Below are 22,781 nucleotides of genomic sequence, written 5' to 3' on the forward strand. Positions count from 1 at the left end.
GTAAGTTGGGTCATAGTCGAGACCGGCTTACAGAAAACTCAGCCATTCTCATATCGTCGCATTCGCCTTGAAGTTCTCCGCCTGCTCCATTACCCTCTCGAAGACCTCCTCGTCCCACTCGGGAGGGTACCCATTACGGTAGAGGAGAACGGTCAGATCCATGTTGAGCTGGCTCTTGATGTCGTCGCGCGTCGACCAGTCTGCGTACTGTGCCTTGTCGTTCACGAGCTTTGCGATCTCCTTGGCGAGAGTGACGCACTTCTCCTCGGCGTAGGGGAAGCCGTGGTCGTCGCGGACCCTCACCAGGATGTCGTAGAAGGCCTTCTCCTCGTACGTGATGCCCATCTTCTCAAACGAGCGCTTGTCTTCCTCGAGATTCTTCAGGATCGTGAGAAGCTGGTCCGAGAGGTCGTCGACGAAGTCGGCTACGACCTCGCTCGTGAACTGCAGGCTGTCGCGCGTGTTGTAGGCGTCGACGACCTTGCGCAGTCGCTCGCTGAACTCGACTGACTTCACCTTGTTCGTCCTGCCGTATGCCCTGATTGCCTTTCGCGCGAGCTTGAGCAGTGCGTTGAACTTCGTGATGGGCATCTTGACCGCGTCGAGCTCGGCGACGAACTCGTCGCTGAAGAGGTCCTCGGACTTCTGCGCGTCGACGACGCTCTCGACCCCCGTGCAGCTGATGGCCTTGGCCACCATGTCCTCGACGACCGCGTTCATCGTCTCCGTGTCGGGCGCGTCGCCGATGGTCTGCTTGTAGACGATCGATCTGATCGCCAGGTAGAACTGGGCCACCGCGGTCTCGTGGTCGGTGAGCTCGCCGGAGGGGAAGCATATCCCGTAGGCGGACTTCAGGATGCGGGACAGGCCCATGAACCTCGTCTGGAAGTCCTTGGAGAGCTGCACGTACTCCGCCGCGTCGTTCAGGCACGCGAGGCGCTCGAGCGGGGCGCCCGAGACGAACCTGGAGGCATCGAAGTTCACCATGAGCTCGTCGAGCATGGCGAGGTGGTTGCGGAAGATGCCGAGCGAGACCGCCAGCTCGTCCACGGACCCCTCGTCGTCGTCCCCGTACCTCTTGAGCGCCTCCATCATGTTGTCCTTGATGCCGATGTAGTCGACGACGAGACCCTTGTCCTTGCCCTCGAAGACGCGGTTGACGCGGCTGATCGTCTGGACGAGCGTGTGCTTCTGCAAGGGCTTGTCGATGTACATGACGGCGAGAGACGGCACGTCGAAGCCCGTGATCCACATGTCGCAGACGACGGCGACCTTGAAGTTGGAGTCGTTGTTCTTGAACTGCCTGTCGAGGAGCTTGCGCCGCTCCTTGGTGCCGCAGAGGTCGTAGAGCTCCTTCTCGTCGTCCTTGCCCCTCGTCGCGACGATGTTGATCTTCGGGAGAGCCTCTAGGTCCTCGAGCTGGTCTTGCGTGAGCTCCGACTCGTCCTCGGCCTTACGGGCGACCGCCCAGTCGGGCCGTATGGCGACGATCGCCTTGTAGAGGTCGAAGGCGTGCAGGCGGTCGGAGCAGACGACCATCGCCTTCTGGACGACCCCCGGCTTCTCGGAGCAGAGCGCCTCGTAGTGGCCAACGAGGTCCTCCGCGAGGCGCGCGATGCGCTCGGGGTTGCGGAGGATCACGGACATCGCGCTCATCGCGCGCTGGCTCTCCTCGATCTGCTCCTCGGTCGACCCCTGCTCCGCACAGCGGTCGTAGTACTCCTGGATCTTGCTCACCTGATCATCGGAGAGCTGCACGCGGGCGAGGCGGGGCTCATACGCGATGCGCACCGTGATCCCGTCGTCGCTCGACTCCTTCATCGTGTACCGGTCGACCACGGGGCCGAACACGGCGATGGTCTCGTCGATCGGGGTGCCGGTGAAGCCGACGTAGGTCGCGTTCGGGAAACCGTCGCGGAGGTACTTCGCGAAGCCGTACCGGGTGAACACGCCCTTGTCGGTCCTCTTGAGCTTGGAGCCGACGCCCGTCTGCGTGCGGTGCGCCTCGTCGGAGATGCACACGATGTTGGTCCGTTCGGAGAGCAGCCCCGTGTCCTCGCTGAACTTCTGGATGGTCGTGACGTAGACGCCCCCGGACGCCTTATCTGCGAGCGTGCTCCTCAGCTCGGAGCGCGACTCGATGCTGCGGACGTCCTCCTCATGCAGAAACCGCTTCGCCGTCACGAACAGCTCGCTCGTCTGGCTGTCCAGGTCCTCCCTGTCCACGATGATGACGATCGTCGGGTTGCCGAGCACGCTGCTGCGCCTGAGCATCATTAGGCGTGAGAGGAAGAGCATGGTGTAAGTCTTGCCGCACCCGGTGGCGCCGAAGTAGGTGCCGCCCTTGCCGTCGCCGGAGGGGCGGAGGTGGGCGCAGATGCTGTCGAGCATCTTCGTCGCGGCGAAGAACTGCGGGTACCGGCAGACGATCTCCTTGTCGCCGTCGTCGGGGTAGAAGACGAAGTCGCGGACGATCGCGAGGAACCTCTCGGGAGCGAAGGCACCCTTGACGAGGGTGTAGAGTGACCCGATTCCATTGGAGACCCTGTCGGCATCGTCCGCCTTGTTCCAGGCGTAGAAGTAGGGGTACGGGGTGAACACGGTGCCGAGCCTGTTGTTCGCCCCGTCGCATATCGCGGCGACGCAGCAGTACTTGAGGAGGCTCGGAACGTCGCGGGCGTAGCGGACGCACACCTGCCTCCACGCGTCGTGGATGGTCGTCCCCTCCTCGACGGCGGACTTGAACTCCAGGATGGCGAGCGGGATACCGTTGACGAAGCACAGCAGATCGGGACGGCGCGTCGCCTTGTCGGTGACGCTGTACTGGTTCACCACAAGCAGATCGTTGGCGGACACGTCGTCGAAGTCCACGTACTCGATGTGCGCCGCGGGGAGGCTCGCGTCCTCGCGCGGGAGGTCGATTCCCTCGTTGATGAGCCAGAAAGTCCTTCGGTTGCCGTTGTAGAGGGGCGCGGATGGGGTGTACTTCAGCTCGTTGATCAGGGAGCATACCTCGCCGTCCGTCAGAGCGAGGTCTGCGTACCTCCGGCGGAGGCTGTCGGCGAGGGCGTCCTCCATGAGCACGTCCTCGTAGCGGCGGTGCAGGGACTCGCCGTGGGCGTAGCCCCACCCCTCCTCCTGGAAGAGACCGATGATGGCACTCTCGAGCTCCTCTTCAGTGAACTTTCCTCTGATGAACTGCCGGTACTTGTCCATGGCGATTCCTAACGCGAAGCCTCTTCGACAGATCCCCGGATGAGAACGGGAGTGATCTCTTTGAGCTGGGACTTAAGCCGTTCGTTTATCGCATGACGATTGCGAAAAGCAATAGACAGCTCTGCAGCAGCCTCCATCAACTTTCTGTCGGGCACGGGGACTTTCTGAGATAAGAATCTCGCCACACTCATACTTCCACGTATGCTGTCGTCACAGATAAACCAGCCGTATCGCCCAACTTCATCACGAGATAGCCACGCTAGAAGGTAGTACGAAGCAACCGAATCATCCGGTTCAAAAACAGCATATGCCGGCGATACCGCACGAACTTCGTCGGAGTCATTGATTGCAATCGGATAGGCGACGTCTCGTCCGACGTGAAGTAAGTTGCATGCAAGTTGACCGGGCTCTACAAGCTTATACTTCCTGAGATCATCGCTACTTGCCTTCGATTCCACGAATTGGTTTGCAAGGTTTACTCCATGAGCACGCTCACAAATTCCGTCTCTATTCCGGAGGTCGATCTCCCGGAGGAAGTTACCGATAGGTTCCCATCGACTTGCCATTTTGCACTTATCCAAAAGCAAGGCGCAAGAAATCGACAAGTCATCCAGCCCCTGTTCATAGGAACGCTGATTCGTAAGCATCGATTCATAGATTGCGGCGTATTTGCGCTGGATTTCAATCGGGGGCAAATCGAGTTCAACGTCACAAAAATCTTCCCAAGAGAGAGTTTCTCGCGCGCTGCCCCACGAGTTGAAGCGGGCTAGGCGATCGAATTCTCCTCGATTGATCAGAAGAAAGAGGTATCGAGGGTCAAGCTGATTTTCGTTCGCAACGGAAAAGACTTCGTAGGTGCCCGAAACCAGATAAGTCTCACCGGAGTCGTTATAGGCTAATGTCAACTTGCCGCTATTTCGGGAAGTGACTGTTACGTACGAGAACCATTTGGGCCTAACAACCTTATACGGCCTAAGAGAAACACCTCTCATGTCCGCCTTCGTGGGAATGAATTTCTTTTCAACGGACATGCCCCTGACATCATCGATGCCGTACTCTCCGCCGTCGTTGCGAACATTAGACCTAGATATAAGTGCGCCGAGCCTAATCAATCCCATAGCCAATCCCCTCGAACGCGGTCTCGAGCATCGCCTGGGACTCCTTCTCCATCGCAAGGATTTCACGCATCTCGGATTGGATGCGACCCATCTCGCCGTCGTAGTCGATGTCAAGATCACGATCGATGAACTCGATGTACTTGCTGGGAGTCAGGCTGTATCCGTGGGAGGCAATACTATCTGCGCCCTCGACATGCATGGACTTGCAGAGCTCAGAGACGTCCTCGTACCCGCCGTCGACGTCCTGCCAGGACTCGTAGATGTCCTTCACTCTCGCGATCTGCTCGGGCGTGAGGACGACCTTCTTCTTCGTCTTGTTCTTGTCGAGCTGGTACTTCTCGATGTTCTGGTCCCAGGTGCGCAGGTCGACGAACAGCACCTCCCCGGAGCGCTCGCGCAGCCTGCGGCCGTTTCGCTCGGATTCGTGCTTGTCCATGTTCAGGATCCACAGCGTCACGGAGATGTCGGTGGTGTAGAACATGTCTCGCGGGAGCACGATTATCGCCTCGACGCGGTCGTTTTCGAGGAGCTTCCTTCTGATCTCTCCCTCGTCCCCGTCGGCGTTGAGGGCACCGTTGGCGAGCAGGAACCCGGCGACGCCGTGGTTGACGTCGAGCTTGGAGAGCATGTGCAGGATCCAGGCGTAGTTGGCGTTAGACACGGGTGGCACCGGGTAGCCGCTCCAGCGCGCGTCCTTGAGGAGCTCGTCCTCCCCGCGCCAGTTCTTGAGGTTGAACGGCGGGTTGGCCATGATGTAGTCGACCTTCTTGTCCTTGTGCTGGTCGTCAGTGAAGGTCGAGACAGCCTTCTCGCCGAGGTTGTTGGCGATACCCCGGACGGCGAGGTTCATCTTGCAGAGCCGCCACGTGTCGGGGTTTGACTCCTGGCCCACAACGGAGATCGCCGAGCGGTTGCCGTGGTGCTGCTCGACGAACTTGTGGGACTGGACGAACATGCCGCCGGACCCGCAGCACGGGTCGTACACGACGCCCTCGTAGGGTTCGATGAGCTCTGCGATGAGCTGGACCACGCAGGCGGGCGTGTAGAACTCTCCGTCCTCCTTAGAGCTGCCCACGGCGAAAGACTGGAGAAAGTACTCGTACACACGACCGATGAGGTCCTCCTCGTGGAAGCGCTCTTCGCTGATGTCGTTGACGTTGTCGATGAGCGCCTTCACCGAACGAAGGTCGGCACCAAGCGTGGCAAACAGGCCGAGAGGCAGCGCGCCCCTGAGCGAGGGGTTCTTCTCCTCCGCATGTGCCATGGCCGTGTCGATCTTGGTGGCGATGTCGTTCTGGGACGCATTGGCGACCAAGTATGACCAGCGCGATTCCTCGGGTAGATAGAAGACGTTAGCAGCGTTGTAGAAAGAGGGCTTCTCAAGAAAGGCGGGGACGTCGCCATATTCCTCAATGAGCTCCTTGCGCCGCGCCTTGAACTTGTCGCCGGCAAACTTGAGGAACACGAGGCTGATGACAGCGTCGCGGTTCTTCTCGATGCTACCGACACCCCTTAGGGCAACTCGACAGTTCCAAAGAACTTCCTCTAGGGTCTTCTCCTTCTGCTTCTTGGCGGCTCTAGCCATCCCTCACACTCCAGTCGTTATACGCGAGTTGCATCGCTGGATTCCAGTTGGATAAAGGTGCGCAAATGTGTCAGCAAATTTCATTGTACCAGCGTGACGATGTTAATCTCTTAGCATTCGATGCACCACAGCTCAGCCCATCCGACCGCGCCTTACCCAGCGACATCGAGGCCTGACTGTATAAGCTAGGCCTGCGATAAGGACTAGAGAAGCCTTTCTCTCAGCCACATCTTAATCAGAAACTTATCGATTTCCTTTTCCAATATGTGGGCAAACTATATTCAATCAATTAAGGAGGGATTATGACGAAAACCAGACGATACATCAGGCTTCCGGAAACCCCCAACGATGCAGTCGACACTCTTGAGCGTTTCGTGACCCGAGCACGGAGGATTGAGGCTCACTCGCTGGTGAAAAGCCGAAAGGTCGAGGAATTCGCACGACAGAACTACACCTTACTCTTTAATGGGTCGTCCACGTTACTGCGACTGAATAGCAGACCTGAGGATGAAGAGGTATTCGAGTCTCTTGCGGCAAGAATCCGCCCGTGCATTGTTGACAGCGAGCCCATCCAGCTCGAAAAGGTTGTCGCCGCCATCCGTATTCTCACTAAAGACGCAGAATTGAACGAACAACAGGTCGAGCTATTGGATGAAATAGATACTTGGTACGAGAATCATATCGCGCCTAATTCTCATGCAGCAATCGCGACTCAGGAAGAGATAGAGCAACTTGATTCTGGTGAAATAGCGTCTGCAACTGACACCTTGCTTGGGCTCGGATGGTATTACGCGGACCTCGTCCATTCCGACCCCAAACAGGAGAAAGAGGTTGTCTTAAGGTTCCCATACAACACCAGATACAACCGGGGCGTATTCCTCGTATCTCTTCTTGCAACTAAAGTATGCTCTTTGCTTAATTTGATTCGGGAAATCGATAGCTCGCATAATCTTGGTCTTTCACCTGAAATATGGACGTCACAAGTCGTCGCAGGTGGCGGACCTTGCGAACTTGGCATCGGTATTGCATACGTCGGCCCTGCCGGCTCAATACCTGCCCAAGGTATCTCCATGGATAAAATGCCTGAGTTTAAGAAGCTGAATGTAGTCATAGCAAGGCGCATTCAATGCCCCGCCTGCGCCGTAGACGCCCTGCTCATCGATGCGTCGGGCGAGGTATTCGATACATACGAGGGTTTCTATGCCTTCGACAAAGAGCAAAACAGCGTTGTAATCAACATTAACGATGAAATTCTTTTAGAAGGCAAGCCAGAAAACAGCACCATCCCAATTAACAAACTTTCCTTTGAACAGGCTTTTTCAGAAAAAACTGTTAAACCAGTAAATGGTGAAATGGAACGGCTTGCAAACTTTTTGGAAAAGGCGGCGACAGCCGAACGGGTAGACATTACTCTGATGTGGAATGGAACTCCCATACGGGAAACCATCGCCTTTCCAGCAGTCTCTCCCATCGTCGACAGTTCAGAGCTAGAGAACTCGGAATAGCCCTGCCGTCCGGTTTCACTCGACTTTGCTCGTACAGCGTATCTGCTGGCTGTCTTGCTATCCTGGACGCTGGTAAGAGGAGGCGTGATGTCCCGCAGGAACTGGTCGCGTCAGGAGACCCTCATGGCGCTCGCCTTCTACCTGTGCCCTCCCCTTCCCCGGAAGAACTGGGACGACAGCGACGCCGAGATCCAGCTTCTTGCCGGAGAGATCGAGCGCACAGAGTCTGCCGTCTGCCTCAAGACCGCCAACCTCAAGGCAGCGACCCAAACCAGACCAACATCGGCTTCGCCAACACCGCCGGAATGGACAGACAGGTCATAAGCGAGTACCTCGCCGACCCGGACGCGACCATGTCCGAGGCGATGTGGGAGCTCGAGCAGATCGGGATTTGAATCTCCTACGACGGAGAGATCGAGGCCTCGGGTTCTTCTCGCCCCGACCGGCCGCAGCAGCTCGGGCTGGATCGCGTCGAACAGGTTCGCACGCGCGTCAACCAGGACTACTTCCGCAGCGTGCTTCTCGCCAACTACGGCGGCACCTGCTGTCTCACGGGCATCGACATTCCTGCCCTGCTCACGGCGAGCCACATCAAGCCGTGGGCGGTGGCCACGCCGGGCGAGCGCCTCATGTCGTCGAACGGCCTTTTGCTCAACGCGCTGCACGACCGCGCTTTCGACCGTGGTCTCATCACGCTCGACGACCGCTACCGCGTCGTGGTCTCCTCGCGCGTGCCGCACACGCCCGCCAACGACCAATGGCTCTGCGCCTTCGACGGGAGGAAGATCGCCCTGCCAGGCAGCGACGAGTCGACCTGGCCGAGCCTCGACTTCATCCACTACCACAACGACCGCGTCTTCGAGCGGCGTGTATAGCCGAGCCATCAATCACTACCGACACTCAAAGTCCTAGCGGCCACTCCTCATCGAGCGCGGACATTGCCTCCTTGACGGTGTGATGGAGACCAAAAAGGCTCCTGCCTTCACGGCGATGGACGCGGTACGCCACCTACATCCGCACAAGGAGCGTGGGCGCGTCAGCGTACAGCTCGGGCTCGCTGTACTGGAAGCCGTTCGCCAGCGTCTCCGTCCGCATCGCAATCACCTCGTAGGGAGGTGCGTCGTCGACGTCCTCGGCGGCAGAGTTCTTCTCGACCCGATAGAGCGTGGGCGCAAGGCCGCCCGGCGTGACGCCCAGCTCCGCAAGGCCCGTCTGCGGGTCCTGGTTGTCATACGCCAACCTGATGTTAAACCAACCTTTGTCCCGCACGCTTTCCGGCAGACGCGCAAAGAGGTCTGGGGCCACCGCTAGGCTATAGGCCTCAAAGGCCCCCGGTGCGAACTCGCGCTCGTCAAAGCGCTCGAGGCTCCCACTCTCCTGGAGTTCCTCCAGCGAGACGGGACTCTCCACGGTCTCCAGCTCCACATCACCCGTGCGCAGACGCACGCCGCACTCGTCGGAGGTGACGTAAACGCCCTTGCCCACGGGGAACCACTCCACGATGAGCCAGCTGCCAATGTCATCGGCACCCGTATCACTATCGTCAAAGGGACTGAGCTCGCCGAGCTTGCCGTTCTCCGCGTCGCTGAGAACGGCGGCGTCGGTGTCTTCGGGCACCCCATCGCGACACCCGGCCTGGTAGACGACCACCCGCGTCTCCGCGTCCCCGTCCGTCAAAGGAAGCAGCGCGCGGCACGCCCCCTCGATGGGCGCCACCCACGCGGGCGTCTCGGGAACGTCTGTCGGGAAGCCGTCCGCGTAGTCCGCGTCCACACTGGAGAGCTCGATCTTAACGTACGGCACACCCAGGCTGACGCGCGAGGCCTCCTGCTCGAAAAAGCTGTCGTCGCCCGTGTAGCGCGCGTAGAAGAACGAGGCGCTCTGCTCCACGGTCGTCTCGACCTCGCCGTTCTTCTCGCCAGCTGGATCCTCCGGCCAGTAGTACGTCGAGATGCACCCCTCAAAGAAGCCGTCCCCCTCAAGCGGGACGCCGTTCACGGTCACGGATGCAACGTCGCAGCCCGCGTCCCCCAGGCGCTCACAGCAACCCTCGAGCTCCTCGCGGAAGCGCTGCTCGTAGGCTGCCGTGACCTCGTCCTGCTGCCGGTTGTCGCCAACGACGCCGTCCTCAAAGTCCACGAGCACCGTCTGACCGTCGCTCATGGTGCAGAACGCCCGACCGGACGACTGGTAGCCAAACAGGGCGTACGACCGGTCCTCCCAGACGTCGACCACGTGGGCGTTGTCACCGTACTTCTCGGCGTAATACTGCTCCGCCTGCCTGGCGACATCCTCCTCGTCGAACTCCCCCAGGTTGCCGCAACTCCCGAGGGCAAGAACGGTCACTATGGCGAGAAGAACGAGCGGGGCGAGCTTGCGGCGCAAAATCGGGGCGATGGCATACGTCATGGGGAACCTCCCGCGCGAGGGGGATTGTGGCTCCATTGTCGCAGAACGAACGCCAGGGGCCCGCTACTTGTCCCTGAACGACAGCAACCCGCTGTAATCCGCATCGCGCGACCGCCTACGGTCGGGGTCGCGGAAGAAGTCCGCCGCAAGCCGGCGGATCACCGGCGAGAGCGCGATCAGCGCGATGAGGTTCGGGATCGCCATGAGGCCGTTGAAGCAGTCGGCGAACTCCCAGACCACGTCGAGGTTGGTCACGCAGCCCGCGAACACCATGGCCACGTAGGCAACCTGGTAGACGCGCACGGCCGCGCGCATGCCGCGGCTCCTGCGGAAGAGGTACTCGACGCACTTCTCGCCGTAGTAGTACCACGCGATGAGCGTGGCAAACGCGAAGAGCATGAGGCCCACGGTCACGATGTACTGCCCGCCGGGGATGCTCTGCCCAAAGGCCGCCGAGCTCATGGCGCCCTCGGACATCATGGGGTCGGCGTGCCACAGCCCCGAGGTGAGGATCACAAGACCCGTGACCGTGCACATGACGATACTGTCGAAGAACACCTCGAACGTACCCCACAGGCCCTGGCGGGCGGGGTGGTCGGTGTCGGCGGAGGCGTGCGCGATGGGCGCCGAGCCCATGCCCGCCTCGTGCGTGAACACGCCGCGCGACATGCCCACGCGGCACGCGTACATGACCGTGGCGCCCAGAAAACCACCCGTGGCGGCCGTACCGGTGAAGGCGTCGCGGAAGATCTGGGCGATCGCCGCGGGAATCTCGGCTGCATTCACCACGAGCACCGCCGCCGCCCCGGCGAGGTAGAAAATCGCCGCAAAGGGAACGAGCTTCTCGGTGATCTGCGCGATGCGGGTGATGCCGCCGATAAGGACAAGGCCCGCGAGAAGCGCCACGACGATGCCAATGACGGGAAGCGGCACCCCAAAGGTCGCGTTCACGCTGCCGGCGAGCGAGTTGGCCTGCACGCTCGCGCCAATGCCGAACGACGCAAGGAAGCCGAAGGCGGCAAACAGCATGGCGAGCCAGGTCTTGCCCAGGCCGCGGGCGATGTAGTACATGGGGCCGCCCACGATCTCGCCGCGCTCGTTGCGCGTGCGGTACGCCACCGAGAGCGTGACCTCGCAGAACTTGATGACCATGCCGGCCAGCGCGGAGAGCCACAGCCAGAAGATCGACCCCGGGCCGCCCGTGGCCACCGCGAGCGCCACGCCCACGATGTTGCCGGTGCCGAGCGTCGCCGCGAGCGCGGTGCACACCGCTTGGAAGGGCGAGATGGTGCCCTCCCCTGCCGCGCGCGGGTCGGCGCGCTGGAAGAGCGTCTTGGTGGTGTAGCGCATGACCACGTTGAAGCGCGTGAACACGACGCCGCGGGTGATGAAGAGCAGGAACAGGCCGGTCCCCAGCATCAGCACGACCATGGGGACGCCCCACAGCACGTTGTCGTTCAGGGCGGTGATGGCGGACATGAGGAAATCGAACATGAGAGGCCTCTCGTTAGGCGCGCGGAGCGGCGTCGGCTATGCAGTGGTTAACTTTGCCCTACGCGTGTTTCCGCAGCATGACGGGAGCGTTGACAGATGGGACACCTCATTCCGAGCCATCTACCAGCGACGTGTTCTTCTCAGACGCAGGGTTATTCTCGGCGGAATAATCTTGGTATCGCACTGCCGACATACGTTTTACCGCCAATGGCGGTAAAATAATGGCGGTAAAAGGAGGTCGCATGGGATATGAGCCGCCCTTTGAGAGAACGTCAGAGATCGACGACCTCTGCATGGAGATTGCAGAGCTCGTGGGCAAGCTGCACCCTGACTCGGGCCTTGGCACAAGCCCGACCCTCCACCGCGAGTTGCGCATCCGCACCATCCGCTCGTCTCTCATGATCGAGGGAAACACACTCTCCGAGGAAGCGGTGACCGCCATTATGGACGGCAAGCGCGTTCTCGGACCCGCAAGGGACATCCTCGAGGTAGAGAACGCAAAGCGGGCCTATGAGCTCATCGACTCCCTCGACCCGCTGAGCCTGGACGACCTCCTGCGCGCCCATCGCGTCATGATGGACGGACTCATCGAGCACGCTGGCTGCTTCCGCTCGGGTGACGTCGGGGTCTTTGACGGGGAGACGCTCATCCATGCCGGTACGCCGGCAAACTACGTCCCGCAGGTCATGTCGGACCTCTTCGGGTGGCTTGGCGCGACCAACCTGCACCCGCTTCTCGTCTCGTGTATCTTCCACTACGAGTTCGAGTTCATCCACCCCTTCGCCGACGGCAACGGGCGCACGGGGAGGCTCTGGCACACACTGCTGCTCTCGCGCTGGAGGCCCGCCCTCGCATGGCTTCCCGTCGAGAGCGTCATTCGCGAGCGGCAGCATGAGTACTACCGTGTGCTGGCGGAGTCCAACGCCGCAGGCTCCTCGGAGCGCTTTGTCACGTTCATGCTGCAAGTCATTCACGACGCACTGCTCCCTTTCTCGTTACCGGAGACCCAAAGGGAGAGCCGCGTCCGACAGGCCCTCGCGTACTTCTCGGCTCACCCCAAGGGGACGATTGCGGAGCTCGCCGACCTTCTCGGCTGCTCCAAGCGCTCGGCCGAGCGCCTTGTAGCGAGCCTGCGCCAAGAGGGCAAGCTCAGGCGCGAGGGAGGCGCCCGGGGTGGCACGTGGGCTGTTCGGGAATAACGTCATATGTATAATTTGAACATGTGTTCCGGTCACACATGTCGCATATGCTTTCCGATACGTTCGGCTGTCATCCAACAGTCTTGAAAACAGCTCATCGATGCCAGGCGTAAAGCCTCCTTACAAGAGCTGAGATCAGATCCAGACATCCAAATGCATTCGTCCAGAAAGTGCTGCGCAACTATCGCAATCGAAACCACAAGAGCAACGAGCGCCATTCCAAGCAGCAATATCGATCCAACAGTCTCCTGAATCGAGCCCTCCTCAGTTAGTACGTTAATACTCATTGCCTGAGTGCAAATTGTCGCAAACAACCCGGCAGCTACAACATCGGTCATTAACGAGCGCAGATTGCGAACTTTTTCGTCCATGAGGGTCTTTTGCTCATCGATTACAGAAATCAGAGTGGGAAGGTCTGACGCTTCAAACTCCCCTTCAGCCTTCAAGCTAAAGATAAACCGGGATATAGTGGCTTTCCGCTCATCAGAAGGCCAATCAGTGTCTTGTTTCACGAGGCTGCAGCCTGACATGAAATCAAAACTCATCGCACAAAGAAGTGACAGGAAAAGCATCACAGTTCCGATGTCTAGTAATTGCTGCGCTACGAGCATCGCGCCAACAAGTGTCAACACTATCCACATAACGAGCTTTACGACAAACACAACTGTACGCCAGGCCCTGCCCTTTCTACCGATATCCCTTTTCCAAAGAGTAAAACACCTTATTAGCAATTGATTGTCTGCCCTTTGCGAAGCCATACAGCCTCCTACTCCGAGTCGTCCACCAGCAGCACGTCGTCGCGCGCGGCGGCAATCCGCCGCAGCTCGTCCGTGAAGCCGCTCACGCTGAAGAGCGCGAAGGAGTCCGCCCGCGCGTCCCTCTCCCACGGGACGCGTGCCACCTTATCCTCCAGGGTGCGCAGGACATTCGCGCCGACGGGATCCTTCCAGAACTTGCACTCACCCCAGACGGCGCGCTTCTCGCCCGTGCTCAGGCCAACGACGTCAATCTCGTCGCTCCCCGACCACCAACGACCAATGCGCTCCGGCACAAAGCCCAACTCACCAGAATCCGTCAGCTCCCACAGGCGCTCGCGGCAAACGTCCTCGTACACGTACGCCACATGACCGTCGATGAAGCGATCGCGTATGCGCCGCTCCACCGCCGCTGTACGACCCGTCTCCAGGTAGCTCAGGTTGGGCAGCACAAACCGGAACCAGAACTGGAGGAAGTTGTCCTTTATCCGATAGAGGCCCTTCTTGCTCTTGTTAGGATTGCCCGCCGTGACGGGCACCTCGCGCTCAAGGACGTCGAGGTCGATGAGGGTCTTGAGGTACTTGCCCAGGCTCGTCTGCTTCAGGCCAAAGTCGCGTGAGATCTCATTGGGACGGTGCGCTCCCCCTGCGATTGCGCGGATGAGGGCGAAGTAGGTGCCCACGTCGGGGACCTCACGCTGCAGCAGGAAGTTCGGCTCGTCATAGAGAAAGCCGCTGCGGTCGAGGACGTTTGCGGAGATTGCCGAGTGGACGTCCTTCTTATCCTCAAAGAGCTCGATGTACTTGGGCACGCCGCCGGTCACGGCGTAGCGCTCCACCAGCTCGCGCGTCGAGCGCCCCGGCAGAAACTCACGATAGTGAGAGAACGGAATCTGGCCCATCCCGATCCGAGCCGTACGGCGACCGTAGAGCGGGCTCTCCTCCGAGAGCACCTGATCCCTCATGAGCGAGATGAGCGAGCCGCAGAGGATGAGCATGATGTTGGCATGCTTGAGCATCGTGTCCCAGGCGCGCTGGAAGATCGACGGGTAGGCGGGGTTTGCCTTGCCGAGGTACTGAAACTCATCGATCACGATGACCGTGCGCTCGTCCGCAGGGCTGCACGCGCGAGCAATCTCGCGGAAGATGTCCTCCCAGCGCGAGACGCGCGCCGTGCGAAGCAGGTCGCTCTGGAGGAAGTCTGCCGCCACGGACTGGAAGCTCTCGAGGTTCTGGAGCTCGGGCTCCTCCGTTGCGAGGTAGTAGAGGGCACGCTTGTCGCGAATGAACTGGGAGATGAGCTCCGTCTTGCCCACACGACGACGACCGTAGACAACGACGAAGGAGGACCCCTCGCGCGCATATTCGCGCTCGAGGGCTCGAAGCTCTGCGTCTCGATCCACGAAGGCGCGCATGGACGACTCCTCTCGGTAAAGATTATTCTCTACAGAATTATTCTATTTAGAATAATCTTTGGTGGCAAGAGGTTTCACCGCCACTGGCAGTAAAGCTGCGGACGCTGGCCCTACGGTGCCACTCGCCGGCCAGCCATCTCAGTTTTCCGCCTACCTCGCTAGCTCCCCGAGCTTCTCGCCTGCCACGCGGTAGACCGTCCAGTCGCTCATGGGCTCGGCGCCCATAGCGAGGTAGAAGTCGATGCTCGGGCGGTTCCAGTCCAGGCACCACCACTCCAGGCGACCGCTGCCGCGCTCCACGGCAATCTGCGCAAGCCGCCTGAGCAGCGCCTTTCCATAACCCTTGCCACGATGCTCAGGTCGCACGTAGAGGTCCTCCAGATAGATGCCGGCACGACCGAGGAAGGTCGAGAAGTTGTGGAAGAAGAGAGCAAAGCCAACCTCGCGCCCGCCGTCCAGCACAAAGATCACCTCGGCTCGGCGCTTGTCGAAGATCCACTCCTCCAGCGTGGCCTCATCTGCCACAACCTCGTCGAGCATGCCCTCATAGTCGGCCAGCTCGCAAATAAACTGCAGGATGAGCGGCACATCAACACGTTCGGCATCCCTGAACTGCGGCTCGTTGCTCATCTTTGACCTCCAGACGATGGAAAGCCGCCGTCGCCTTCCATCAGCGCGAGAAGAACGTGGCGTCGGCGGGGCGGTACGGACGCTGGCGCGTGGGGTCCACGACGGTATGGGCGTGCGCGGGCACGTCGTACCACTTAACGGTATGACCGGCACCGTGGCTACAGAAAACGGAGTCGGGCGTGTTGGGGAGGTCGGCCTCGGGGTCATAGGCAGCGGTGGCGATGACCTCGCCGGCGTTGTGGCACGGCCGGTAGCCCGCGAGCTCGAGCGAGATGCGCCCGCGCCCGCCCGTGTAGCGCGCGACCTCGAGCGCGTACTCCCCCACCTCGGAGGCGGGCACCTCGCCTGTGATGGTCGCCGCGTCGCCCGTCGCCGCCGGTGCGTCAAACTCAGCCGCCATGCGCGTGAGGTCGGTGAGCGCGCGGCCCACGCGGTCGGCCGGCACCGTCAGGCGGAAGCGGTACCACGGCTCCAGAAGCTCGCACTCCCCGCGCTCGCGCGCTCCCATGAGCGCCTGACGCACGGCGCGATACGTTGCCTGGCGGAAGTCCCCGCCCTCGGTGTGCTTGGGGTGCGCCCGCCCGGCGAGCAGGGTGATGCGCACGTCCATGAGCGGCGCGCCCGTAAGGACGCCCAGGTGGTCGCGTTCCATAGCGTTGGTGAGGATGAGGCGCTGCCAGTTGAGGTCCAGCTCATCCGTGGAGCAGCGCGTGCCAAACTCCACGCCGGCACCGCGCGACAGCGGTTCCACCAGAAGGCGCGCCTCGGCGTAGTGGCGCAGCGGCTCAAAGTGGCCCACGCCCTCGGCGGGCGCGGTCAGCGTCTCCCTGTAGAGGATGCCGCCGGGACCAAAGGTCACGTTGAAGCCGTAGCGCTCGCGCAGGAGCTCGGCAATCACGTCCTGCTGGACCTCGCCCATGAGCTGGAAGTGCGCCTCCTGCAGCTGCTCCTGCCACGTGACGCCGAGCATCGGGTCCTCGTCGGCAAGCTCGCGCAGCGCCCGCACCAAGGCGGAGACGTCCGTACCCGGCTCGGGGATTACCTGGTAGGACAGGACGGGCGCGAGCACCGGGCGCGCACCCTCCGGCTCCGCGCCGAGGGCGCTTCCCGGTATCACGTGGCTGAGCCCGGTGACGGCACAGATCTGCCCGGCCGGCACCTCGGCCACGGTCTCAAAGCTCGTACCCTGGTAGAGGCGAACCTCGTTGATCTTCTCAGCCCATGGCTCGCCGCGACGGTCCACGCCTGTGACCTGCTCCTTTGCACGGAGCATGCCGCCCGTGACCTTCACCCAGGCAAGCCGCTCGCCACGCGCGCCGCGGCTCACGCGGTAGACGCGCGCCGCAAACGCGGTGGGCCAGGCGCGTTCGGCGAGAAGGGCGCACATGCCGTCGAGCAGCTCGCGCACGCCGTCGTCGCGCAGCGCCGCGCCAAAGAAGACCGGGAAGACGGCTCGCTCGGCCACCAGTCGACGCAGCGTGTCCGACCGAAGCGCGCCCGACTCCAGATACTCCTCGAGCGCCGCCTCGTCCGTCGACGCCGCGTCCTCCAACGCGCCCGCGTCGCCCGCGAGCAGCGAGGACGCGTCGACACATCCCGGCGAGAGCCGCGAGGCAAGCTCGACGAGAAGTTCTTCTCGCCCCGGGTTCTCCAGGTCGCACTTGTTCACAAAGACGAAGGTGGGCACCTCGTAGCGTACGAGCAGGTCCCAGAGCGTCTCGGTATGCCCTTGCACGCCATCGCTTGCGCCCACCACCAGGATCGCGCAGTCGAGCGCGGCGATCGTGCGCTCCGCCTCCGCGGAGAAGTCAACGTGGCCGGGCGCGTCGACGAGCATGAGGTGGGCGTCCGCCCAGTCGAGTGCGGCGGTGGCCGAATAAATCGTAATCCCGCGGTCGCGCTCCATGGCGTCGGTGTCCAGGTGGGTGGTGCCGCTGTCCACGCGGCCGGGATTGCGGATGGCGCCCGCCTCGGCGAGCAGCGCCTCCGCGAGCGTGGTCTTGCCCGCGTCGACGTGCGCCAGGAGTCCCACGACCGCCTGCCTCATGCTACCTTCCCCTCTGACTACAACCGACGAACCCGTCTCATCATAGGGTATACTGGCGACGTCGTAGCCCCGTCGGAAGGACCCGGAGCCGTGCGCATTCGCTAGACATCATCAGCTAAGAAACCCCTGATGGCGAGAAGGACGCTCACTCGACGCCTCGCCAGAGAAGAGATGTCTATGCAGCTTGTGCTCTCCGGCGTGCGCTACGCCTATCCCGCGGCCCGCGAGGCCGTGCTCAACAACGTCACCATCACCTTCCCCGTCGGCTGGACCGCGCTCTTGGGCGACAACGGCTGCGGCAAGACCACACTGGCAAAGATCGCCTGCGGCCTGCTGGCGCCGGACGCGGGCTCCGTCACGCACGGCCTGGTCTGCGCCTACGTGGCGCAGGACGCCGACGAGCCACCCGAGGGGCTCGCCGACTTTGCGTTGGACTACGGCCGCGAGGCCCGCGAGCTGCGCGAGGCCTTCCGCATAGAGGACGACATGCCCTGGCGTTTTGGCGAGCTCTCCTTTGGCGAGCGCAAGAAGCTGCAGGTGGCGGTCGCTCTCTGGGGCCGCCCGGACGTGCTCGTGGCGGACGAACCCACCAACCACTTGGACTCGGACGCCCGCGAGGAGCTGGGCGCAGCGCTCGCGCGCTTCCGCGGCATCGGGATCCTCGTGAGCCACGACCGCGACCTCGTGGACCTTCTCGCCACGCGCTGTGCGTCCTTCGAGCCCGGGGGCATCGTCGTGCGGCCGGGCGGCTACAGCGCGGCGCATGGCCAGGCGGAGCTCGAGCGCGCGACGGCCGTGGCGGAGAGGGCGAGTGCCAAGCGCGAGCTGGCACGGCTCTCTGCCGAGAAGGACGCGCGTGCCCACGAGGCGGCACGCGCCGACGCGCGGCGCAGCAAGCGCGGCCTGGACCCGCGCGACCGCGACACGCGCGGCAAGATCGACCTCGCGATCTTCACCGGCAAGGACGGGCAGGCGGGGCGACTCTCCTCACAGATGGACGCGCGGGTGGCAGCCGCTCAGGAGCGCCTGGCCGCCGCGCGGGTGTCCAAGCGCTACGACGGAGACCTCTGGGTGGACGCTGAGCCCTCGCGCCGGCGCACCGTGCTGCACGTGTCCGCCACCACCATCCCCTGCGGGCCGAAGGGCACGCTCCAAATTCCCGAGCTCTGGGTGGGGAGCCGCGAGCACGTGGGCGTCGTCGGCCCCAACGGCGCCGGCAAGTCCACGCTCCTCGTGCACCTGCGCGCCCTGCTCGCCAGGGCGGCGGAGGCCGGACAGGGCGTGGAGGTGCTGGACATCCCGCAGGAGCTGCCGGCGGAGGCGCGCGAGGCCATGGTGGGACGCATCGCCGCGCTGACCTCGGCCGACCGCGGGCGCGTGCTCTCCACGGTGGCGCAGCTCAACTCAGACCCAGACCGCATCCTCGAGGGTGGGTGCACGAGTCCCGGTGAGTTGCGCAAGCTCATGCTGGCGGAGGGCATCCTGCGCCACCCCGCGCTCATCGTCATGGACGAGCCCACCAACCACCTGGACCTGCACTCGACCGAGGCGCTCGAGCGCGCGCTCGCCGCCTACCCCGGCGCGCTCGTGCTGGTGAGCCACGACCGACGGTTCCTCTCGGCGTGCACCACACGCACCTGGGAGGTTCGCGACGGCCTCGTGCGGGAGGCGTGAGCGCCTACCGGATGACGCCCTTCCAGAGCAGGAAGCTGTAGAGCGCGACGAGCGCAACACCGCCGAGAAGGGCGACCGGCAGCACAACCAGCGTGAGCTCGGGCGCCATGGAGGCGAGAAGCGCCGAGGCAACCGTGACCACGCCCATGACCACGAAGACCGGGCCCGCGAAGCGATGCGTGCGCCGCCAGTTCTCCGGGTCCGCGAGCGTCCAGGGCAGGCGCACGCCGAAGGTGTAGTTGGGCTCGATACGCGGCATCACCACACCGAGTCCCACGAACAGGAGACCCAGGAAGCCAAAGACGATGATGTTGACGACCGAGCCGCCCGCCGTCGGGAGGACGCCGAGCGCCGAGAGCGGCGTGATCCACGCCACGACGACCATGAACACCGTGAATGCAGCGGAGAATCCCTCATAGATGCCCTTGAAGCGATTGAAGCTCGCGCCGCGTGGGTCGAGGTGCGGGACCGCGAAGAGCAACACCAGGATCAGAAGCGGCATGAGCGCGCCCATGAGGATCGTGGAGCCCTTGCTGTCCCAGCCGTCCGCCGTGCCATCCACGCCCCAGTGCGTGGGCACCGTCTCCGGCATCGCGGGCAGCGCCCAGAGGACGTAGGCCGCCGCACTCGCCAGACACAGGGCGAGCAGCGCGCCCCATAGGGCCTTGTCACGCGTCGTGTAGTCCAAGCCAGCCATGCGAGCCTCCTCAGACGAACTTGATACGCGATGTTATATCCCTCCTGCGAGCGCTTATCAATCTCGCCGCTCGCCGCCCCCGTGGCGCCGCTCGCCAAAGCTCAGCCAGCCGTGATGCCAGAAGAACGCCACCTCGACGGCCACAATCACCACGCACACCACGATCACCGCGACGTAGCCCCACGGCACGTCGAAGAGCGCCATGCGCGGAAAGTTCATGCCGTACCACCCGGTGACAAAGGTGAGCGGCATCACGATCGTGGTCACCACCGTGAGCCACTGCATGACGTTGTTCTGCCGCACGTCGATGGACTCCTGGTAGAGGCTGTGGACCTGCAGGCTGTAGTCCTGCAGCGACTCCAGACGCGTGGCGAGCCGGCCCAGCAGGCGCGCGAGCGAGCGGAGCCGCGCGCGGTCCGTCGGCGTCACGAGGCCGGAGTCATCCTCGGCAAGTTCCGCGGCAAGGTCGGACATGCCCTGGTAGAACGTGTCGAGCCCGAGCATACGCCGCGAGTCCGCCATCATCTTGCGCCGGTCCGGACGCTCGCGGCCCTCCAAGACCTGCTGCTCCATCAGCTCGAAGTCCTCGCGCATGCGGGAGAGGCGCGCCGGGTGGTCGCGCAGCAGCTCGCGAAGCAGCGCGCAGAGGGCACCGGCAGGCCCCTCGACGCGCGCCCGGTCCTCCACGGCTCGACCGAGCGCCGTGGCGCAGACGTCCCCATCGTCGATGAGCACCAGCTCAACGGGGGTGAGGATGAAGCCAAAGCGACGGCGCCCGCTCGGCGTGACCACGAGGCCCGCCGCCCCGGTGGACGTGCGCTCCAAAAAGGGCATCGCGGCGTGCTCCAGCTGGTCGAGCACCTCGCGCTGCGTGTGGGAGAGGGTGCGCACCCGCGCCTCCTCCAGGCGCAGGAGGGTGACGACGTGCCCGCCGTCCTTCTCGCCCGTCGCGAGATGCCCGTTTGCGATGTGCCAAGCCCGTGCCATGCCAGCCTCCGCTCGCCAATGATGCGAAGGGACTGTCCCTTCGTATCATTTCCTACCCGTTGCGGTGTGAGACAATAGCCCCGCAGACCGCAATCGAAGGAGGCAACATGGACTGGATCATGGAGCGCGACCGCGTGCAGGTGCTGGACGAGGCCTGGAACGTCCTGGCCGAGGTGACCTTCCCGCAGGTGAAGCCCGGCATCGTTGAGATCAACCACACCTTTGTGGACGAGAGCCTGCGCGGGCAGGGTATTGCCGGCGAGCTTCTGGGTCGTGCCGTGGCGAGCATCGCCGCAAGCGGGTTCTACGCACGCCCCACGTGCTCGTACGCCGTCAGCTGGTTTGAGAAGCACCCGGAGCACGCTGCGCTTCTTGCGTAGGGGCACGTCCGGGCGCTGTGTGCGCTCGTTCCCGCGTTGTGCACAGTGGCCCCCGCGTTGTGTACACAGTTCAAACTTTTACGACGCTCTTCTCGCCGCGTTTTCGCAAGTCAGCGACAGGCGAGAAGAGCATCAAGTTTGCAACTCTGTACACAACGCGGGGGCCTTTGTACACAACGTTACTGCGAGCAAGCGGGGTGACCTCGTCCGGCCAGGCGCTACAGCTCGGCTCCGTTGGTCTCGATCACGTGACGGTACCAGGCAAAGCTGTCCTTGGGAATGCGCGCGAGCGAGCGTATGTCATCCTCGCCTCGGTCCACGTAGACAAAACCGTAGCGCTTGCCGTAGCCCTGGTGCGTGCTCACCAAATCCATGAAGCTCCACGGGCAGTAGCCGATGAGGTCCACTCCGTCGGTCAGCGCCAGCTGCGCCTGCTCGAAGTGGCGACGCAGGTAGTCGATGCGATACGGGTCGTGCACGTGGCCGTCGGCTGTGAGCTCGTCCCGCGCGCCGAGGCCGTTCTCGGTGATGAGGATCGGCAGGCCGTAGCGGCTCGCCACGCGACGCAGCGTGGTGCGCATGCCAACCGGGTCGATGATCCAGCCGTACTCAGTTGCCGTGAGGTGCTCGTTGGTCGCCGAGCGATACACGCCCTCCTCGCCGAGCATGACCTGCTGGTCTCCGGCGCGCGGCGCGCAGTCGGTTCCGTCGTTGCGCGCGGCCGCGACGGTCGCCGTGGCGTAGTAGTTCACGCCCAGGTAGTCCGGCTTTGCCGCGGCGAGAAGCTCCGCGTCGCCGGGGGCGAACTCCGGAGCCACGCCCTTCTCGACCATGTACGCCCAGGCGATGGGGTTGTAGCGGCCAAAGCACGCCACGTCGAGGTAGTTCCAGCAGCGGATGGACTCCCAGTTGTCCGCCGCCACCACGTCCGCCGGGTCACACGTGGCGGGGTAGATTGCTGTGATGTTGGGCGCAGGGCCGATCTTGGCGTCGGGCCACATCTGATGAAGCAGCAGCGTTGCCTTGGCGCTCGCCACGAACATGTTGTGGCTCTGCTGGTAGAGGTCCCTCTTCTCCGGCAGCACGCCCATCGCGGCGGGATACATCGCGTTGGGATGGATCACCATGACGTTCTGCTCGTTGATGGTGAGCCAGTGCTTCACGCGGTCGCCGTAGCGCGCAAAGATCAGACGCGCGTAGCGCTCGAAGGCATCAATGGACTCGCGGTTCGCCCAGCCCCCGCGCTCGTGCACCGCGAGCGGCAAATCAAAGTGGAACATCGTGGCCACCGGCGTGATGCCGTGCGCCACCAGGGCGTCAATCAGGCGGTCGTAGAACGCGAGTCCCGCCTCGTTGGGCTCGCCAAAGCCGTCCGGCACCACGCGCGACCAGCTGATGGAGAAACGGTACGCCTTGAGGCCCAGCTCTGCCATCAGCGCCACGTCCTCCTCCACGTGGTGGTAGTGGTCGCTCGCGACCTTGAAGTCCGTGACGCCGGCGGGCGGCTCGTGGAGGTCCTGCAGGCTCATGCCCTTGCCGTCCTCGTCCCACGCGCCCTCGACCTGATAGGCGGAGGTGGAGGCGCCCCAGAGAAAGCCCTCGGGGAACGGCTTGAGGTCCTTGTAGAACATGGTTGCTCCTTTTCTGTGGCGAGAAGAACGGGATGGGAT

The 22,781-nt window shown here is 62.8% G+C and carries 18 protein-coding genes; 6 read left to right on the plus strand and 12 right to left on the minus strand.

What is annotated here, in order from left to right; translation table 11 throughout:
• Positions 1-48: 48 nt before the first annotated feature.
• From QUW25_RS06475 to QUW25_RS06485, 3 genes are read right to left on the minus strand one after another with little or no spacing between them, the layout of a single operon-like run.
• The gene (locus tag QUW25_RS06475) at positions 49-3,216 is read right to left on the minus strand and encodes a type I restriction endonuclease subunit R (protein ID WP_289511396.1); all 3,168 of its coding nucleotides are present in this window, start codon (positions 3,214-3,216) and stop codon (positions 49-51) included.
• An 8-nt stretch (positions 3,217-3,224) separates the two neighbouring features.
• Positions 3,225-4,334: a hypothetical protein gene (locus QUW25_RS06480; protein WP_289511397.1), complete on the minus strand. Its 1,110-nt coding sequence runs from the start codon at positions 4,332-4,334 to the stop codon at positions 3,225-3,227.
• A complete protein-coding gene (locus QUW25_RS06485) occupies positions 4,321-5,919 on the minus strand; it encodes an HsdM family class I SAM-dependent methyltransferase (protein WP_289511398.1) in 1,599 nt (532 codons plus the stop codon). Before QUW25_RS06485 ends, QUW25_RS06480 begins: the two co-directional genes overlap by 14 nt.
• A gap of 302 nt (positions 5,920-6,221) precedes the next feature.
• Here QUW25_RS06485 and QUW25_RS06490 point away from each other — a divergent pair, with 302 nt between their 5' ends.
• The 3 genes from QUW25_RS06490 to QUW25_RS06500 all read left to right on the plus strand — a co-directional run bounded on the left by QUW25_RS06490 (position 6,222) and on the right by QUW25_RS06500 (position 8,299).
• On the plus strand, positions 6,222-7,424 hold the full coding sequence (locus QUW25_RS06490) for a hypothetical protein (protein WP_289511399.1): 1,203 nt from the start codon (positions 6,222-6,224) through the stop codon (positions 7,422-7,424).
• Positions 7,425-7,511: 87 nt separating this feature from the next.
• Positions 7,512-7,748 carry a hypothetical protein gene (locus QUW25_RS06495; protein WP_289511400.1) on the plus strand — a complete coding sequence of 79 codons (237 nt, stop codon included), beginning with the start codon at positions 7,512-7,514 and terminating at the stop codon, positions 7,746-7,748.
• A 191-nt stretch (positions 7,749-7,939) separates the two neighbouring features.
• Positions 7,940-8,299: an HNH endonuclease gene (locus QUW25_RS06500; RefSeq protein WP_289511401.1), complete on the plus strand. Its 360-nt coding sequence runs from the start codon at positions 7,940-7,942 to the stop codon at positions 8,297-8,299.
• A gap of 133 nt (positions 8,300-8,432) precedes the next feature.
• On the opposite strand, the gene QUW25_RS06505 is transcribed toward QUW25_RS06500, so the two are convergent.
• Together QUW25_RS06505 and QUW25_RS06510 are read right to left on the minus strand one after the other, a co-directional pair.
• Positions 8,433-9,833 carry a hypothetical protein gene (locus tag QUW25_RS06505; protein ID WP_289511402.1) on the minus strand — a complete coding sequence of 467 codons (1,401 nt, stop codon included), beginning with the start codon at positions 9,831-9,833 and terminating at the stop codon, positions 8,433-8,435.
• Between the two features lie 63 nt (positions 9,834-9,896).
• On the minus strand, positions 9,897-11,327 hold the full coding sequence (locus QUW25_RS06510; RefSeq protein ID WP_289511403.1) for an alanine/glycine:cation symporter family protein: 1,431 nt from the start codon (positions 11,325-11,327) through the stop codon (positions 9,897-9,899).
• Positions 11,328-11,569: 242 nt separating this feature from the next.
• Here QUW25_RS06510 and QUW25_RS06515 point away from each other — a divergent pair, with 242 nt between their 5' ends.
• Positions 11,570-12,526, plus strand: coding sequence for a Fic family protein (locus tag QUW25_RS06515; protein ID WP_289511404.1), 957 nt, complete (start codon positions 11,570-11,572; stop codon positions 12,524-12,526).
• Between the two features lie 32 nt (positions 12,527-12,558).
• On the opposite strand, the gene QUW25_RS06520 is transcribed toward QUW25_RS06515, so the two are convergent.
• From QUW25_RS06520 to QUW25_RS06535, 4 genes are all read right to left on the minus strand, one after another.
• Positions 12,559-13,284, minus strand: a complete 726-nt coding sequence (locus QUW25_RS06520; protein WP_289511405.1) for a hypothetical protein — start codon at positions 13,282-13,284, stop codon at positions 12,559-12,561.
• 8 nt (positions 13,285-13,292) lie between these two features.
• Entirely contained in the window at positions 13,293-14,696 is a 1,404-nt protein-coding gene (locus tag QUW25_RS06525; protein ID WP_289511406.1) for an ATP-binding protein, read from the minus strand.
• A 150-nt stretch (positions 14,697-14,846) separates the two neighbouring features.
• The gene (locus QUW25_RS06530) at positions 14,847-15,326 is read right to left on the minus strand and encodes a GNAT family N-acetyltransferase (RefSeq protein WP_289511407.1); all 480 of its coding nucleotides are present in this window, start codon (positions 15,324-15,326) and stop codon (positions 14,847-14,849) included.
• 40 nt (positions 15,327-15,366) lie between these two features.
• Complete coding sequence (locus tag QUW25_RS06535; protein WP_289511408.1) at positions 15,367-17,373, minus strand: elongation factor G; 2,007 nt, start codon at positions 17,371-17,373, stop codon at positions 15,367-15,369.
• Between the two features lie 177 nt (positions 17,374-17,550).
• Between QUW25_RS06535 and QUW25_RS06540 the strand changes: the two genes are divergently transcribed.
• Positions 17,551-19,047 (plus strand): ATP-binding cassette domain-containing protein, encoded by a 1,497-nt coding sequence (locus QUW25_RS06540; protein WP_289511409.1) that lies wholly within the window; start codon positions 17,551-17,553, stop codon positions 19,045-19,047.
• 4 nt (positions 19,048-19,051) lie between these two features.
• Here the strand turns inward: QUW25_RS06540 and QUW25_RS06545 are convergent, their stop codons facing one another.
• Together QUW25_RS06545 and QUW25_RS06550 are read right to left on the minus strand one after the other, a co-directional pair.
• A complete protein-coding gene (locus tag QUW25_RS06545) occupies positions 19,052-19,744 on the minus strand; it encodes an SdpI family protein (RefSeq protein WP_289511410.1) in 693 nt (230 codons plus the stop codon).
• Between the two features lie 57 nt (positions 19,745-19,801).
• Positions 19,802-20,731 carry a CorA family divalent cation transporter gene (locus QUW25_RS06550; protein ID WP_289511411.1) on the minus strand — a complete coding sequence of 310 codons (930 nt, stop codon included), beginning with the start codon at positions 20,729-20,731 and terminating at the stop codon, positions 19,802-19,804.
• A gap of 107 nt (positions 20,732-20,838) precedes the next feature.
• Here QUW25_RS06550 and QUW25_RS06555 point away from each other — a divergent pair, with 107 nt between their 5' ends.
• Complete coding sequence (locus tag QUW25_RS06555) at positions 20,839-21,111, plus strand: GNAT family N-acetyltransferase (RefSeq protein WP_289511412.1); 273 nt, start codon at positions 20,839-20,841, stop codon at positions 21,109-21,111.
• A 218-nt stretch (positions 21,112-21,329) separates the two neighbouring features.
• Here the strand turns inward: QUW25_RS06555 and QUW25_RS06560 are convergent, their stop codons facing one another.
• Positions 21,330-22,742: a glycoside hydrolase family 1 protein gene (locus QUW25_RS06560; protein ID WP_289511413.1), complete on the minus strand. Its 1,413-nt coding sequence runs from the start codon at positions 22,740-22,742 to the stop codon at positions 21,330-21,332.
• Between the last annotated feature and the right edge of the window lie 39 nt (positions 22,743-22,781).

Source organism: Thermophilibacter provencensis (assembly GCF_030372065.1).
Classification (GTDB): domain Bacteria; phylum Actinomycetota; class Coriobacteriia; order Coriobacteriales; family Atopobiaceae; genus Thermophilibacter; species Thermophilibacter provencensis_A.